The 14,352-nt window shown below is 63.3% G+C and carries 14 protein-coding genes and 2 pseudogenes; 8 read left to right on the top strand and 8 right to left on the bottom strand.

Features of this window, described 5'->3' with window-relative positions; translation table 11 throughout:
• The first annotated feature begins 16 nt into the window (after positions 1-16).
• The 3 genes from HAP41_RS24135 to HAP41_RS24125 all read left to right on the top strand — a co-directional run bounded on the left by HAP41_RS24135 (position 17) and on the right by HAP41_RS24125 (position 2,108).
• Positions 17-349 (top strand): hypothetical protein, encoded by a 333-nt coding sequence (locus tag HAP41_RS24135; protein WP_135213712.1) that lies wholly within the window; start codon positions 17-19, stop codon positions 347-349.
• Positions 350-493: 144 nt separating this feature from the next.
• Positions 494-1,135, top strand: a complete 642-nt coding sequence (locus tag HAP41_RS24130; RefSeq protein WP_135213713.1) for an HAD-IA family hydrolase — start codon at positions 494-496, stop codon at positions 1,133-1,135.
• Between the two features lie 37 nt (positions 1,136-1,172).
• Complete coding sequence (locus tag HAP41_RS24125) at positions 1,173-2,108, top strand: nucleoside hydrolase (RefSeq protein WP_166096666.1); 936 nt, start codon at positions 1,173-1,175, stop codon at positions 2,106-2,108.
• An 82-nt stretch (positions 2,109-2,190) separates the two neighbouring features.
• Here the strand turns inward: HAP41_RS24125 and HAP41_RS24120 are convergent, their stop codons facing one another.
• From HAP41_RS24120 to HAP41_RS24110, 3 genes are all read right to left on the bottom strand, one after another.
• Positions 2,191-3,144 carry a YVTN family beta-propeller repeat protein gene (locus HAP41_RS24120; RefSeq protein ID WP_135213715.1) on the bottom strand — a complete coding sequence of 318 codons (954 nt, stop codon included), beginning with the start codon at positions 3,142-3,144 and terminating at the stop codon, positions 2,191-2,193.
• A gap of 2 nt (positions 3,145-3,146) precedes the next feature.
• Positions 3,147-3,716, bottom strand: a complete 570-nt coding sequence (locus tag HAP41_RS24115; RefSeq protein ID WP_166096670.1) for an SRPBCC family protein — start codon at positions 3,714-3,716, stop codon at positions 3,147-3,149.
• A gap of 954 nt (positions 3,717-4,670) precedes the next feature.
• Complete coding sequence (locus HAP41_RS24110; RefSeq protein ID WP_135213716.1) at positions 4,671-5,438, bottom strand: AAA family ATPase; 768 nt, start codon at positions 5,436-5,438, stop codon at positions 4,671-4,673.
• Between the two features lie 265 nt (positions 5,439-5,703).
• On the opposite strand from HAP41_RS24110, the pseudogene HAP41_RS24105 reads away from it, so the two are divergent.
• A pseudogene (locus tag HAP41_RS24105) lies at positions 5,704-6,378 on the top strand (DUF1217 domain-containing protein); the annotation flags it as partial.
• Positions 6,379-6,539: 161 nt separating this feature from the next.
• On the opposite strand, the gene HAP41_RS24100 reads toward HAP41_RS24105, so the two are convergent.
• On the bottom strand, positions 6,540-7,883 hold the full coding sequence (locus HAP41_RS24100; RefSeq protein WP_166096673.1) for an IS1380 family transposase: 1,344 nt from the start codon (positions 7,881-7,883) through the stop codon (positions 6,540-6,542).
• A 124-nt stretch (positions 7,884-8,007) separates the two neighbouring features.
• Between HAP41_RS24100 and HAP41_RS24095 the strand changes: the two are divergent.
• Positions 8,008-9,402: pseudogene (locus HAP41_RS24095) on the top strand (DUF1217 domain-containing protein); the annotation flags it as partial.
• Positions 9,403-9,418: 16 nt separating this feature from the next.
• Here HAP41_RS24095 and HAP41_RS24090 read toward each other — a convergent pair.
• The 3 genes from HAP41_RS24090 to HAP41_RS24080 form a co-directional block, all read right to left on the bottom strand.
• Positions 9,419-10,279, bottom strand: coding sequence for a PCC domain-containing protein (locus HAP41_RS24090; protein ID WP_166096675.1), 861 nt, complete (start codon positions 10,277-10,279; stop codon positions 9,419-9,421).
• Between the two features lie 9 nt (positions 10,280-10,288).
• Positions 10,289-11,896, bottom strand: a complete 1,608-nt coding sequence (locus tag HAP41_RS24085) for an acyl-CoA synthetase (RefSeq protein ID WP_166096678.1) — start codon at positions 11,894-11,896, stop codon at positions 10,289-10,291.
• A gap of 105 nt (positions 11,897-12,001) precedes the next feature.
• On the bottom strand, positions 12,002-12,499 hold the full coding sequence (locus tag HAP41_RS24080; RefSeq protein ID WP_166096681.1) for a hypothetical protein: 498 nt from the start codon (positions 12,497-12,499) through the stop codon (positions 12,002-12,004).
• A gap of 94 nt (positions 12,500-12,593) precedes the next feature.
• Here HAP41_RS24080 and HAP41_RS24075 point away from each other — a divergent pair, with 94 nt between their 5' ends.
• The 3 genes from HAP41_RS24075 (at position 12,594) to HAP41_RS24065 (ending at position 13,851) form a co-directional block, all read left to right on the top strand.
• Entirely contained in the window at positions 12,594-12,956 is a 363-nt protein-coding gene (locus tag HAP41_RS24075) for a hypothetical protein (protein ID WP_014495092.1), read from the top strand.
• Between the two features lie 92 nt (positions 12,957-13,048).
• Entirely contained in the window at positions 13,049-13,564 is a 516-nt protein-coding gene (locus tag HAP41_RS24070) for a DUF3828 domain-containing protein (protein WP_166096683.1), read from the top strand.
• An 11-nt stretch (positions 13,565-13,575) separates the two neighbouring features.
• Positions 13,576-13,851 (top strand): GNAT family N-acetyltransferase, encoded by a 276-nt coding sequence (locus HAP41_RS24065; protein ID WP_135213723.1) that lies wholly within the window; start codon positions 13,576-13,578, stop codon positions 13,849-13,851.
• A 47-nt stretch (positions 13,852-13,898) separates the two neighbouring features.
• Here the strand turns inward: HAP41_RS24065 and HAP41_RS24060 are convergent, their stop codons facing one another.
• Positions 13,899-14,297, bottom strand: coding sequence for an SPW repeat protein (locus HAP41_RS24060; RefSeq protein ID WP_166096688.1), 399 nt, complete (start codon positions 14,295-14,297; stop codon positions 13,899-13,901).
• Positions 14,298-14,352 lie beyond the last annotated feature (55 nt).

The raw sequence follows: 14,352 nt of genomic DNA, 5'->3' as shown, positions 1-14,352 counted from the left end.
CGGGGAAAGGCTGCAAGTGTCCGCGATGCCCAGCCGCACCTACATGCTCTTCCGCAAGGCAATCCTCGCCGAGCAGCAGGTAACCTGCATCTACGAGGGGCGTTATCGCGAGCTCTGCCCCCACATCATCGGCACCAACAAGATGGGTGAGGAAGCCGTCCTCGCCTGGCAATTTGGCGGCGAGAGCAGCGGACCGCTGCCGCAATGGCGATGCCTGAAGCTCGCCAATATCACCAACGCCCGCACGCGCGATGGCCCCTGGCACGAGGGCGGCTCTCACCGGACTACTCAGACCTGCGTCAGCAACATCGATCTCGACATCAATGTTCACGTGCGCAGGTTGCGGTGACGCACATGCGTCCCACGGCTGACGGGCTTGCCGGCCATGATCGCAGGGTTGATTTCAATGCGCTCGTGTCGCATGGGTGTCCTCGAATTCTTCTAAATAATAGCCGCCACGTCTCGTTTGTCAGCGAACTCCAAAACCTCCTCCATGCACTACTCCCTCGCCATCTTCGATCTCGACGGCACACTGGCCGACAGCTTTCCGTGGTTCCTGCGCACCATCAACGATGTCGCCGATCGCTTCAATTTTCGCCGCGTCGCGGATGACGAAATCGAAGCGCTGCGACATGCCTCGTCGCGCGAGATCCTCGCCCGGCTCGAGGTGCCGCTGTGGAAGCTGCCGGCGATCGCGCGGCATGCGCGGCGGCTGAAGGCGGAGGCGGCGGCGGAGATTCCCCTATTCGCCGGCGTCGAGACGATGCTGCAGACGCTGGCCGGGAACGGCGTGCAGCTCGCGCTGGTGACGTCGGATAGCGAAGCCAATGCGCGCGAGAAGCTCGGCGAGTCCGCCGCCCTGTTCGCGCATTTCGACTGCGCGGCGTCGCTGTTCGGCAAGCCCGCGAAATTCCGCCGCGTGATCCGGCGCGCGGGCGTGGAGCCAGGCCGCGTGATCGCGATCGGCGACGAGGTCCGCGACATCGAGGCGGCGCGCGCGGTAGGGATTGCCTGCGGCGCGGTGAGTTGGGGCTACGCCGCGCCGGCGGCGCTGCGGGCGCTTGCGCCCGATCACATGTTCGCGCAGATGGATGAGATCGCAGACGTGGTCTGCCGGATTTCGCTCAAGGCCTGATCCGCAATCGAGCCCCCCCCGGCCCAAGGAGACGGTGATGACACTCTCGGACGCAGCCCGCCTCAAACTCCTGGAGCCGCCGGTCGGCAAGGTGCGCGTGGTGCTCGACACCGACACCTACAACGAGATCGACGATCAGTTCGCGCTGGTGCAGATGCTGCTGTCGAAGGACCGGTTCGACGTCGAGGCGATCTACGCCGCGCCGTTCTTCAACACACGCGCCGACAGTCCCGGCCACGGCATGGAGCTGAGCTACCAGGAAATCCTTCGCCTGCTGGAGCGCCTCAACGTCGCGCCGGACGGCCTCGTCCATCGCGGCGTCACCGACTATGTCGGTCCCGGCAAGACGGCGCAGGCGGCCCCCGCCGTCAACGACCTCGTGGCCCGGGCGCGCGCAGGCTCCCCAGACAATCCGCTCTACGTCATTGCCATCGGCGCCATCAGCAAAGTCGCCTCGGCACTGCTCGAGGCCCCCGACATCATCGACCGCGTGGTGGTGGTCTGGCTTGGCGGTCACGCGCTGGAATGGCCGCACACGATCGAGTTCAACCTCAAGCAGGACGTCGGCGGCGCGCAGGTGCTGTTCGACAGCGGCGTGCCGCTCGTGCTCGTGCCATGCAAGGGCGTCACCTCGCACCTTCACAGCACGGTGCCGGAGATCGAGCGCTACGTCGAACCGCATGGCAGCATCGGCGCGTTCCTCGCCATGCGCTTCAAGGACTATTCGTCCGACCATCTGGGCTGGGCCAAGGAGATCTGGGACATGGCGCCGGCCGGCTGGCTTCTCAATCCCGATTGGGCGCCGAGCGTGATCGTGCCGGCTCCGGTTCTCACGGATCAGATCACGTGGAGCATCGATCGCCGGCGGCATCCGATCCGCTACGTGACCTATGTGGATCGCAACCCGATCCTGAAGGACTTTTTCCTGAAGTTGAAGGCGTTTGCCGGATCTAAGAGTGGTTTAGCGCCGTAGCCCGGATGGAGCGAAGCGCAATCCGGGAAAGTGTCCCCGCATTCCGCTTCGCTCCATGCAGGCTACAGATGCTCCGCGCCCCCTACTCCGTCCTACGCAGGAACGCCCCGAACGCGCGCGGGCCGTCGCCGGTCTTGACCTCGCCGATCACCTTCAGCTCGGTGGCATCGATGATGCTCAATGTGTTGCTCTCCCAGCAGGCGACGATGACGCGCTTGCCGTCGGCGGTCACATTGATGCCTTCGGGATAGTCGCCGACATTGATCCGCTTGACCGGCTTCAGCGTCGCCAGGTCGAACACGCTGACGGTGCCGCCATATTGGTCGGTGACGAAGCCGCGCCCTTGCGTCAGCGCCACCGCATAAGGACGCATCCCGACCGGCACGCGGCCGATCTCTTGGCTCGCGGCGATGTCGATCACCGAGACGTCGTTGGAGCCGACATTGGCGGTGTAGGCGCGTTTTCCCTCGGCATCGATGGTGACGCCGAACGGACGGGTCCCGACCTTGATGGTCGCCCTGCGCTCACGCGTCGCGGTATCGACCACCGAGACGCTGTCGTCGTCGCGGTCCGCCGAGAGCAGCAGCCTGCCATCAGGCGTCACCGCGAGGCCGGACGGGGATGCGCCGACCGCGATGCTGGCCGTGATACTGCGCGAGGCCGTATCGATCACCCGCACTGCCGCCGCATACCAGTCCGCGACGTAGACCGTCTTGCCATCGGGCGTCACGGCAATGCCGAGCGGCCCGCCGCCGACCTCGATCCGCCCCGAGACCTGCCGCGTTGCGGCGTCGACCACGGTCACCGCCTTGGCGTCGGGGCTCGTGACATAGGCAAAGCGCCCATCCGCGCTGACGGCCACGCCGGCCGGCTTGCCGCCGATCGGGATGGTCGCGACGCTGCGCGATGTCGCGAGGTCCACGACCATCAGATCGTCGCTGAGCTGGTTGGTGACGAACGCCTCTTCGGCGGACGCGCTGCCAATACTGGCAGCGCAAAGGCTGGCGGCGAGCGCCGCCAGGATCCGCGCCCGCACGGTCAGCTTCCGCTCTCGATCTTCTTCTTCAGCGCTTCGAGGCCGGCCTGATAGAGCCCCTTCACCGCCTTCACCGCGGCCTCGTCGCTGAGCTCCGGCGGCGGATCGTTGTTGGGGAAGCCGCGGTAGAACGCGCCCGCCCATTCCAGCGTCGCGCCCTTGCCGTCGGCGCTCGGCGTCACCGTCAGCGTCGAGGAATAATTGGTGACCGGCAGCACCTTCACGTCCACCTTGGTGATCCGGTAGGAATAGGTCATCGCGGCAGCGTCGAACTTGTAGAGTTCCTCATCGACGGTGGCGCCTCCCGTCAGGGTCAGCCGCCGCGTCGCTTCGATCTCATTGCCCTTCTCGCCCTCGGTCTTGGTGACAGGCGGCAGCCAGCTCATGTCCTGGAAATTGCCGATCGCGGCCCACACCTTGGCCGGCGGCGCGTTGATCTCGATGGATTCGCGCACCTTCTGCCGGGTCGGCCCATGTGCCCAAGCCGGGCCAAACGCCGCCGTCAAAGCCACCGCGCCCGCGGCAGTCAGCACCGCGCCCATGACCATGCGCCGTCCAATCGTCCCCCTCATCTCGTTTCCTCATGCGTCTCGTGGATCGTGCGCGACTTGAGGCGCGCTGCGATCATGGTAGCGCATTTTGCGGCCGTGGGGAGACCTGTTCATGGCGGCGTTGCGGCGCGCGCTCGCGCGTCCCACAACCCCTTGCGCCGCCCGTCGGGCAAAACACCCAATGGGCGGGTCAACCGCACCACGCAGAAATAATTCTCTTTATCCGCATTTCGGATTATCATATAGAAAGCCATCCCACCCCGGGCCGAGGGGCGTTATCGCGATCGTCACGACACGCGGGGTGGGACGTGGTGGACGCAGGCGGCGTCGGCGCGAAGGTGGTTTGCAGGGCGGGCAACCGTGAGCGAACGCCGCGCGCACACGACCGGTGCAGCCTGTGTACGGTAAAACCGTGCCGTCCTGGCGCCCGGAGCCTGTGCGCCAAGTCTTGCGGTGATGTGGCGGCCCGACCGGGCCCGCACATCAGTCATCCGCAAGGCGACGGGGGCAATAGTGCATCGCTCCCCGGGGAGAGCTCGGCATAAGCCGTAAAACCACTGCGCAGGGAAGGCCGGATGTTTGGCTTCACCTGTATGCCACTGTGCAAACTTCGTAGCGCAATTTCCGCACAGTGGACCGCGGGTGCCAGCCGGCACCCGGCCTTCCCCGCGCCCTCGGCACTTTTGGGGGCGATGAATACAGCAGAGCTCGGGCAGATCGTGCCGCGAGGATGCGAATCCGTGCGTGCGATTTGAATTCGAATGCAAAGATAGAAGCTGCTCGCGTGCCCCGGACGCAGCGCAGCGCTTCCCTGGCGATGCGCAGCATCGTCCAGTGCGGCGGTGCGCTGCAGAGCCGGGGCCCATGCATCAGCGAGCGTGTGACTGCGTGAGTCCCTGCTCTGCGCCGCACCGCTACGCGCTGCAGCGCGTCCGGGACACGAGAAGAGCGAGTGCCGTGGGAGCGCGCCCTCGCCTACTCCGCCAGTGTCGCCTCCACGAACCCGCGCGGATCGTCACAGAACTCGCGCATCACCCGGTAATGATCGGTTTGCTCCACCGTCGTCGGCTCCAGGCCGTATTTGCCCAACCGCAACAGTCTCGCGTTTGGATAGGCCATCAGCAGAGGCGCATGGGTTGCCATGATGACCTGGCAGATGCGGGACTCGTCCATGCGTCGCAAGAGCTTCAGGAATTCGATCTGACGCGCCGGCGACAGCGCCGATTCCGGCTCGTCGAAGATGAAGATGCCCTGGCGCTGGCAGCGCTCCTCGAAGAAGCGCAGAAAACCTTCGCCATGGGAATGCGACAGGAAGTCGGGGCCGGCCTGGCCGGCATCACGTGCGGCCTCGTCGAGATATCGCGCGACCGAGAAAAAACTCTCGGCGCGAAAAAACCAGCCGTTGGCGATCTTCGGCAGCCAGCTTGCGCGCAAGGCCCTGGAAAGCTGGCCGCCCATCTTCTCCCGCGCTTCGGAATGGTCGACGGGCATGTAGCCCTTGCCTCCACCCGCATCGTCGTAGCCGGCAAGCGCTGCGATACCCTCGAGGATCGTCGACTTCCCGGTGCCATTCTCTCCGACGATGATCGTGATGGCGGCGTCGAAGTTGAGCTCGAAATCATCCGGGAAGATGGGCAGGCAAAACGGATATGCCTCGCGATCGTGAACTCGCGACGGATCGAGCCAGACCCGCTTCAGATACGGCGCCGGCAGGTTGATGGTGCGATTGCTTCGTCGGCTCATGCTCTGCTTCCAACCCACTCCGGTCGATATTTCGACTGGAACATATCAGGAACACAATCCTCGCGAAAGCAGCACCTGAGAAACATACAGCAACAAAACCCGGCATGCGTCACTTGGACGCAAATTAAAACCTAAGATTGCAGCGAAGAATCGCCTTAAGAAAACGTTGCTGCGAGACAGCTTGCTGGCATGAGGCCAGCCCCCACCCCGCGACCCGGCAATGATTGACGGAAGTCCAGGACCGTAGAGCCGCGAGGAATGCGCGATGGTATCAACGTATTTCAGCTACAACTACATTGCGCACCATCTCAAGCAGTCCCTGACGCGGGTTGAACAGCAACCCGATGTCGCGCGAGAATCCGCCTATTACAAAGCCAACATCGGCAAGGTGCGGACCGTCGATGATCTTATGAAAGATTATCGCCTGTATCATTATGCGATGAAGGCATATGGCCTGGAAGACATGGCCTACGCCAAGGCTTTCATGAAGAAGGTGCTGGAGAGCGACCTCTCCGACCCAAAGAGCTTCGTCAACAAGTTGGTAGACAAGCGCTACCGGGAGTTTGCCGCGGCATTCTCCTTCAATGGCAGTGCCACGCCAGTTGCCCAATCGGGAGACCAGACCGACGAGATGATCGGTCTGTACACGACGACCAAGAAGAGCCAGGTCGATGCGCTTGCCGCAGACTCGAATTACTACAGCGCTGAAATCGGCAAGATCAGCAGTGCAGACCAACTCCTGAACAACGACCGTCTTCGCAACTATGTCTACTCGGCATACGGGATCGATCAAAGCAAGTGGCCGGGTGACACGATAAGTCAGGTCTTGCGCAGCGATCCGTCCGATCCAAATAGCTACGTCAACACCACCTTCGCTTCTCAGTTGACCGGCCTCAACGCCCAGCTTGCTCAAGCCAAATCGGACGCCAGCGCCGCTGATCTAACCCGATCTATTCACGAGAGCACGGTCGTTCTTGACGTCTGACTGGGGCTGGCGGCTGGCGTGGGTGACCGTCCGGCCTTTTGTCACCGGGTTCTACATCAAGCTGTTTTGTACGCGTTGGAGGAGTGGGGCGGGTGAGCGGGCGCAGGCCCGGTCGGTTACGGGCCGAGCGGGAGCAGCGCGCCGGGCAAGCTGCGGAAGAGGTCGGCTTCGGGGCATGCCGCGGCGAACGCAAGGCGAATGCGGCTCGCGGTTTCGACGACCCGGGCTGCGATTTTCAAGAGACGAAGACGCAGCGTCGCGAACTCGGCGGCGGCCAATTCCCGGACTTTGGGAATGGCGCCGCGCACGGTAAGCATCAACCAATAAGCGGCGGTGTGGAGAACGAGACGGACCTGGTTGGCGAGCGCCGAACGGCAACTGGTGCGATCGGAGGCGAGCTGCGTCTTATGCAGCTTGATCAGATTTTCGGCTTGGCCGCGCGCGCAATACAGGCTGTCGTAGATCCACTCGGCCGAGCCGACATCGAGGCTGGTGACGACGAAGCGGATGTCGAGGCCGAGCATCGTCGCCTCAATACGGGCGACAGTGCGCCGTTCGTGATCCCAGGACTTTGCCTTGTGGCGCGTCTCGGTATAGCCGCGCAGAACAGGCAGGTTCTCGATGGCGCGTCGCGTGCGAATGTCGTCGGCGACCTCGTCGACTTTTCTGGCGAGAGGCTTGGTACCGGACAGACCGAAGATGTAGTCGATGCCGTTGTTCTCGCACCAGGTCATGGCCTCCGGCCGAGCATAGTGCCCGTCGCCACGGAACGTAATTCGCGTCTTGTGCCACCGCGTCCGGATATGCCGTATCAGGCGGCGCAGATGGGCACGCACCTCGACGCCGCCCGGCGTCTTGCCGGGCCGCAGCACGACCGCCACGGGCCGGCTCTTCTCCGTGTCGTAGACGTGGATCGGCAGGAAGCAGCGTTCGTCATAATGAGCGTTGAACAGCGAGAGCTGCTGATGGCCGTGGACGACATCGCAGGTATCATTGATGTCGAGCGTGACGGATGCCGGCTCGCGCGGGTAGCTATCCATCCATGCGTCGACCAAAGTGTAGGTCAGTCGGATCACGTCGCGCAGGCGCGGAGCATTCTCCAGACGCGACAGCGTCGGTTGGGAACACAGATCGCGACCGCTGTCCGGCAGCCGTCCGCAGGCCAGCTTGAATGCGGGATCGGACCGCAGATGATCGAGGTCGTCGGCGTCCTCGTAGCCGCAGCAGATCGCGAACATGCGCGCGCGGAACATATCGACAAGGCTGTGCACGACCCGCGTCGGATCGCGCCGATCCGGGAACACCCGGGCCAAATTGTCGGCCAAACCGAGACGCCGCTCGGCCATCGCCAGAAGCATCACGCCCCCATTCGAGGTTAGGCGTCCACCATCGAAGGCAGCTGTGACTTTCTTGGCGTGAACGGCTGGAAACGAGAAGGGCAGAATCGTATCATCGGTCATGGCGGGCGTGGCGTTCGCGGTTGAGGTGATGGGGTTGGCTTCGCAACCGAATCCTACGCCGCATCAGCGCTTTACACCACGCTCGCCAGCCTCTCAGGCGCCCTCTCGCGAATAAGGCGGGCTAAAGATAACCGGTTACAAGGCCCAACTATCGCAACCGGGCGCCGACGTGACCCAGTTTAACATCCAGATCCTGGTCGAAAAAAGTCACCTGGAGTCATATACGAAAAGCATTTCCAGCCTCAGTGACCAGATAGCGACGATTGGCGGGTTTGTAGACCTGGCCGGCGCGTTCGAGTTCTCGCCCGACGGGTCGCTTCCGTCAGGCGTGTCCGCCCAGACTGCCGCAAATGTCGCGATCACGAAAAAGCGGTTCGACGACAGCAAGGCCGCCGTCTATTCGGCGGCAAGCCCGATATACGAAGCTTTGGCGATCAAGCAATTCAGAACGGACCTCAGCAAGATCAATTCAGTCCAGGCGTTCGTATCGACACCTAGCGTGTATGATTTTGCGCTGGGCGCCGTCGGCCTCGATCCCGGAATGGTCTCGAAGGCGACGATCAAGGCAGTCCTCGAAAGCGACGTCAACGACCCCAAGAGCTACGTCTATACCCTCAAGGACAATCGGTACGTAGAGCTCGCACGCGCCTTCAACTTCGACGCAAAAGGCAATCTGACGACCCCCTTGGTGGCTCAAGACTCGGCTCAGGTCCTTCAGATCGCGAGAGAATACGTCGTTGCCGCGCTGAAACAGGCAAGCCCTCAGCAGGAGAAGGCAATTCGGGCACTAGCCACGAAAGATGCGACGGCTTATCAAGAGGCAATCGCAGGCATCGACAGCGTTTCCGACCTTCTCGCAAACAGGCCGATGGTCGATTTCATTCTCTTGGCCAAGGGTTTGGAACCCAAGAAGGTCAGCACCGAATTTCTCAAGAAGATCTTCAGCTCCGACCTGAACAACCCAAAGAGCTTCGCGAACACGCAGAGCGATCCTCGCTTTGCCGAAATCGTGGCATCGTTCAACTTCGACAGCAAGGGTAACGTCGCGCGCCTCCCGATGATGGGTCCTCAGAAGAGAGATCAATTCCGGGAAACACAGGCGAACTATCTCCAGCAAAGCCTGGAGCAGCAGCAGGGGGATACGAATCCCGGCGTACGCCTTGCGCTCTATTTCCAGCGAAAGGCGGGAGAAATCACGTCCGCATACGACATCCTTGCCGACAAGGCTCTTTCGGAGGTGTTCAGGACCACCTTCGATTTGCCTGACTCGATGGCCTCGATGCAGATCGATCAGCAAGCCAAGGTCGTGGACAAATTCATGAAGATCAAGGATCTTTCCGATCCGGCGAAGGTTGAAAAACTGTTGAGCCGGTTCTCCGCCATGCATGACGTCAGAAACGGCGAGAGCATCGGCCAGCGTCAATCTCCCTTGCTCAACCTCTTTCAAGGATCGAGCTCAGGCATATCGGGGATAAGTGAATCCACGTTCTTGGCCATCGCCAAGCTGCGTGCTCACTGATGATCGCTCGCCGGTACTAGCCCAACACCTCGAGCGCCAGCTCCATGGTCATCAGCACGGGATTATCCCCACGGATCAGACGGCCCTCCGCAATGCCGCCAGTGTAGTCGATCAGGGCAATGTCGAGCGCCGCCTCCGGTGCGCCCGAACTGCCCTGTGCGATCGTCCCCGCTGTCACGGCGAGCTCGGTCGCGAACGGCTCGGTCACCCCGCCATGGGTGAAGCGCGCGCCGATGGTCGAACCGACGCCGCCGTGAATCTTCGCGCGTGCGATGCCATGCGCGCGGCAGAACGCTTCGAGGCAGCCGGCAAAATCCTGGTTGGGCCGCAGCCGCAGCGCGAAGGCGCGGCTTGTGGTGCGCGCGCCGGTGCTCACGCCGGGCACCGGTCCGAACAGCTTGAAATTGGTCTCGGGATCGGGCTCCGCGGTGAACATCGCGCCGTCGATGCCGAACGCTTCGACCTCGAACGGCTCGGCGACAACAGTCTCGTCCGGCAGCATGTGGCCGCCGCTTGCCTTGCCGTCCGCCTCCGTCCAGAGCCCGTGGCAATGAAAGAACGGGGCGCCATCGCGCATTCCGAGCGTCATGCAGCCGAGTTTCGTCCGCGTCACGCCGCTGGGGCGAAAAGTGTCACTGTAGAACGCCGCGTTCTCACCTGTCTTCGACAGCGCCGGCATCACGTATGCGAATGGTCCGAGTGCAGCGCTGCCAAAATTCAGCACGCCACTGGCAAACCCCTCTGCCGCAAAACCACGCCGCGCGGCTTCGAGCAGCGGCAGACCCGCTTCGACCCTAAACGAGAATGCGCGCCCCCTCGCCTCGACCCATTGGATGCGTTCGGCGACAGGCGCGCCCGGCTGCTTGATACTTCGCATCGCGTATGCTCAGCCCACCTGCTTGTTGTCGAGATCGAGCAGCCCGCGCGCCTCGAGTTCATCGCGCACCATGCGCTTCGGGATCTTGCCATAGCCGGACTTCGGCAACGCCTCCCAGAAGAAGAATCGCTTCGGCATCTTGTAGCGCGGCACCTTCGGCAGGAGGAACGCAGCCATCTCGGCTTCGCTCACCGGCTTCTCGCCTTCGCGCGCGACGCAGACGGCGACGCCGACCTCGCCCCAGGTCGCATCGGGCACGCCGAGCACGGCAACCTCGCCGACCGCGGGATGCGTCAAGATCTTCTCCTCGATCTCGCGCGGATAGATGTTGGAGCCACCGGAGATGTACATGTCGGAGGCCCGTCCCGTGATGTAGACGAACCCTTCCTCGTCCATGTGGCCGAGGTCGCCGGTGCGGAACCAGCCGTCGCGGAACGCCTTGGCATTGGCCTCGGGGTTGTCGTAGTAGCCGGCGAGCACGGCAGGCCCGATCACGCAGATCTCGCCGCTCTGGTTGGCGGCCAGCTCGCTGCCCTCGTCGTCCTGGATCGAGACCTGCATGGCCGTGCGCTCGAAGCCGCAGGTGCCGATCTTCGCATAAGGTCCGTCCTCGGGATCATGCAGCGCCGCCGGCAGCACGGTGATGTTGCCGGTGACTTCGCCGAGGCCAAAATACTGCACGATGACCTTGCCGAGCTTCTTCAGCGCGGCCTTCTGGTCCTCGCGGTACATCGGCGCGCCGGCATAGATCACGTGACGCAGCGAGGAATGATCGTATTTGTCGGCGGCCGGATGCTCGACCATCATCTTCAGGATCGTCGGCACCGTGAAGAGATTGCTGACCCGATGCGCCTCGATCAGGCGGAACGCCTCGTTGATGTCGAATTTCTCCGTCGGCAGCAGGACGGTGCATACGCCGCGGGCGGTCTGCACCAGCTGATGGACGCCGGCGCCGTGCGACAGCGGCGCCACCACCAGCGACGCATCCGCTTCCGTGACGCCGGGGGTGAGATCGGCGAGATGGTTGGTGACGACAAAACCCATCTGGCCGTGGGTCAGCACCGCGGCCTTGGAGCGGCCGGTGGTGCCGGAGGTGAAGAAGAACCAGCAGGGATCATCGTGCTCGACGGCGACGTTCGCAACGCTTGCACCGGCCTGCGAGGCGATGGCTTCCGCCACCGAGCGCTCTCCGAACGAGCCCTTGCCGTCGACGCTCCAGGTGAACTCCAGCGCACCGCCCTTCACGGCTGAGGCGTGCTCGGGAAAATCGACGTGGCACAGGAACGCCTTCGCGCCGGAGGCCTGCGCGAGATAGGTGACCTCATCCGGCATCAGGCGGAAATTGGTGGGCACCCAGACCGCACCGAGCCGGAACGCGGCGAACATCGAGAAGAACATCTCGTCGCCGTTCTTGGAATGGACGAGGATGCGGTCGCCCTTGGCGATGCCGCGCGCGGCGAGTGCGGCGGCCAGCGCCGAGACCTGCGCATCGATCTCGCGCCAGGTCCAGGATTTGTCACCCCAGACGAAACCAGGACGCGACCCATGCCGCCGCGCATTCTGGGTCAGCATGTGAGCGAGATTCATGACGCGGCGGGACATGCGCAGGGGCTGCATCGGGCTTCCTCTTCGACGGCGGGCGGCGCACGAGCCGCCCGCTCCTTGCAGCCCATTTATCGCCATCGAATGCGGTGTAGCAAGGCCGCCGGTCGCGCATCTGCCCTACGGCTGCTTGAACGCAAACGGCGTCGCCGTGATGGCCTTCTCCTTCCAGCAGGCCTGCGCACCGAAACCGCCGCAATAGCTGCCGTGCAGATCGAAACGAATGGTGCGCGCCGCGCCACGCTTCATCGGCGGCGGCAAAATCCTGTAGCTGCGGACATAGCCGTCGAACACGGGGCGCACGCTGCCATCGGGCAGAGTCACCAGGACGTTCATGACGCAGCCGCCGGTTCCGCAATAGGTGGTCTCGCGCTCCCCGCATTTGGTGTCGCGGAAATCGACGATGTAATCCTCACGGCCGTCCCCGGTCAGGTCGATCTTGCGCACGGTGTCCGGCGCGAAGGTCACCAGGCCACCGTCCTGGCTGTCGCATTCCTCATTGGCGTAGCGCAGCGCCTGCTGCACGCCGGGCGGATAATCGGCCGGATTGAACGGTTTTGCATCATCGGCGCGCGCAGCGGTGGCGAGCAGTGTGAGCAGGAGGATCAGATATCGCATTCGCGTTTGTCGCCGGCGCGGCCGCGACCGTTCAGGGAATTTTAAACATGATCGGCGCAACCTCAGCCAGTTCTCGCGTACAGAGTGCCGCATCATGGTCAAAGCGCCCGCCTTCCTCCTGTTGTCGCTGGCGCTCGCCGGATGTGCCGTGGCGCCTCAGGCGCACCTCTCCGCCGACCCCGCCTTCAAGCCTGCGCGCTATGCCTGGGACGGCGCCGGCGAGGATCCCAACCAGCCACGTTCCGGGGCTCCGCGTGCCACGCGCGCCGACGCCGGCTCCGAGCGCAACAGGTCGCAAGCCGGACTTCAGCCCTATTCGAAGGAATGGTGGCAGGCCCAGGACGGGATCGAGGCCGAGCAGGACGCCAAGGTCACCCGCTCCCTCGTCATCTGCCAGGGTTGCCTCCGCCCGCAGCCGCAATCTGAAGATTCCAGGCTCGCCAAAGCGACCGATTGAACCGAGCGGCCGCGCCATCGGTCTACAGAGATACGCGCTGACGCCGGCCGCTCCGGCCATGCGGTCGCACGTCATTATCTCAGGGACATTTCATGCTCACCCGTCGGACCTTCGTCGCCGCCTCTCTGCTTGCCACCGCCGCCCCGGCATTCGCCGTGATGCCTGCCTCCAGCGATCCCGTCGCGATCCTGACCGCCATCTACACGCGCGCAGCCAAGGGCAAAGGCGATGGCGGCGGCGCCTTCGTCATCGAGAACAAGGCGGCCAAAACAAGATATCTCTCGAGGGCGCTGGTCGCGCTGTGGGCCAAGGCGGATGCGCATACGCCGAAGGGCGACGTTGGTCCGGTCGATTTCGATCCTGTCACCAACTCGCAGGAACCGGACGTGAAATCCTTCAAGGTTGACGCAGAGAAGATGGAGGCCGACAAGGCGACGATCGCGGTGACCATCGCCGGCCATCGCAACGACCGCAAACCCGCCGACCAGATCGTGCGTTATGACTTCGTGCGCGAGGCCAACAGCTGGCGGATCGACGACATCAAGGGCTCGTCCGACGGCGAGGCCTGGTCGATCCGCAAGATGCTGGCGGACTCGTTGAAGACCTGACGGGAGACACCATGAGCGACGTCATCGATAACAAGGCCGATCATCGCTTCGAGCTGGAGGTGGAGGGCCATCTCGCGACTGAACACTACAAGCTCGACGGCAACGTCATCACCTTCGAGCATACCGACGTGCCGAAAGAGCTCGGTGGCAAGGGCGTCGGCTCGAAGCTGGTGCAAGGCGCGCTCGACCGGGTCCGCGCGGCCGGCTTGAAACTGATCCCGCAATGCCCGTTCGTGAAGGCGTGGATCGAGAAACATCCGGAGTATGCGGATTTGGTGAAGAGATAGCGAGCGCAGGCCGCCGAGCGCGCGGCAGGCCTGCTCAAATCTACCGCCTATTGCCCATGCTTCAGCATATCCTGGTCACTCAGATCCCAGTCCTGCCACAGCTGGAGCACGCCGAGGATCACCGCTACCGCTCCCAGACTCGTATGGTAGATCCGGAGAAAACCTTCGCCGGAATAACCGAACACATAGGGCGAGACGATAAGCCACAGCCCGACCAGGATCGTCGCCACCTCCTGCCAGCGCTGCAACGCGACATATTCGAGCTGGCTCAGGCCAAATACGACGAGGCCGATTGCGACCGTGTTCAAGATCATCGTCTGGCGTTCGACGATCGGCGAGTGATCCTGGATGGGGAACCACGGCGATGCGACAATCAGCGCGCCGAGCAGCACCCCGCACCAATCTTCCCATGTTCGATGAGTTTTGATGAAACTAAAGTCCGACATCGTACCCTCCTCCAAAAGAGGCATACGTCAGCGGCTGGCGATCATGACACTCCGA

The organism is Bradyrhizobium barranii subsp. apii, from assembly GCF_011516635.5.
In the GTDB taxonomy this organism is placed as follows: domain Bacteria; phylum Pseudomonadota; class Alphaproteobacteria; order Rhizobiales; family Xanthobacteraceae; genus Bradyrhizobium; species Bradyrhizobium barranii.
Note: the sequence above shows the minus strand (reverse complement) of the source record. Positions and strands in the feature narration are given on the sequence as shown.

Bases quoted from the DNA above. Each gene is read 5' to 3' on its own strand.
- HAP41_RS24130 (WP_135213713.1), top strand. From the start codon at position 494: ATGCACTACTCCCTCGCCATCTTCGATCTCGACGGCACACTGGCCGAC.
- HAP41_RS24125 (WP_166096666.1), top strand. From the start codon at position 1,173: ATGACACTCTCGGACGCAGCCCGCCTCAAACTCCTGGAGCCGCCGGTC.
- HAP41_RS24115 (WP_166096670.1), bottom strand. From the start codon at position 3,716: ATGAGGGGGACGATTGGACGGCGCATGGTCATGGGCGCGGTGCTGACT.
- HAP41_RS24110 (WP_135213716.1), bottom strand. From the start codon at position 5,438: ATGAGCCGACGAAGCAATCGCACCATCAACCTGCCGGCGCCGTATCTG.
- HAP41_RS24100 (WP_166096673.1), bottom strand. From the start codon at position 7,883: ATGACCGATGATACGATTCTGCCCTTCTCGTTTCCAGCCGTTCACGCC.
- HAP41_RS24090 (WP_166096675.1), bottom strand. From the start codon at position 10,279: ATGCGAAGTATCAAGCAGCCGGGCGCGCCTGTCGCCGAACGCATCCAA.
- HAP41_RS24085 (WP_166096678.1), bottom strand. From the start codon at position 11,896: ATGCAGCCCCTGCGCATGTCCCGCCGCGTCATGAATCTCGCTCACATG.
- HAP41_RS24080 (WP_166096681.1), bottom strand. From the start codon at position 12,499: ATGCGATATCTGATCCTCCTGCTCACACTGCTCGCCACCGCTGCGCGC.
- HAP41_RS24075 (WP_014495092.1), top strand. From the start codon at position 12,594: ATGGTCAAAGCGCCCGCCTTCCTCCTGTTGTCGCTGGCGCTCGCCGGA.
- HAP41_RS24070 (WP_166096683.1), top strand. From the start codon at position 13,049: ATGCTCACCCGTCGGACCTTCGTCGCCGCCTCTCTGCTTGCCACCGCC.
- HAP41_RS24065 (WP_135213723.1), top strand. From the start codon at position 13,576: ATGAGCGACGTCATCGATAACAAGGCCGATCATCGCTTCGAGCTGGAG.
- HAP41_RS24060 (WP_166096688.1), bottom strand. From the start codon at position 14,297: ATGTCGGACTTTAGTTTCATCAAAACTCATCGAACATGGGAAGATTGG.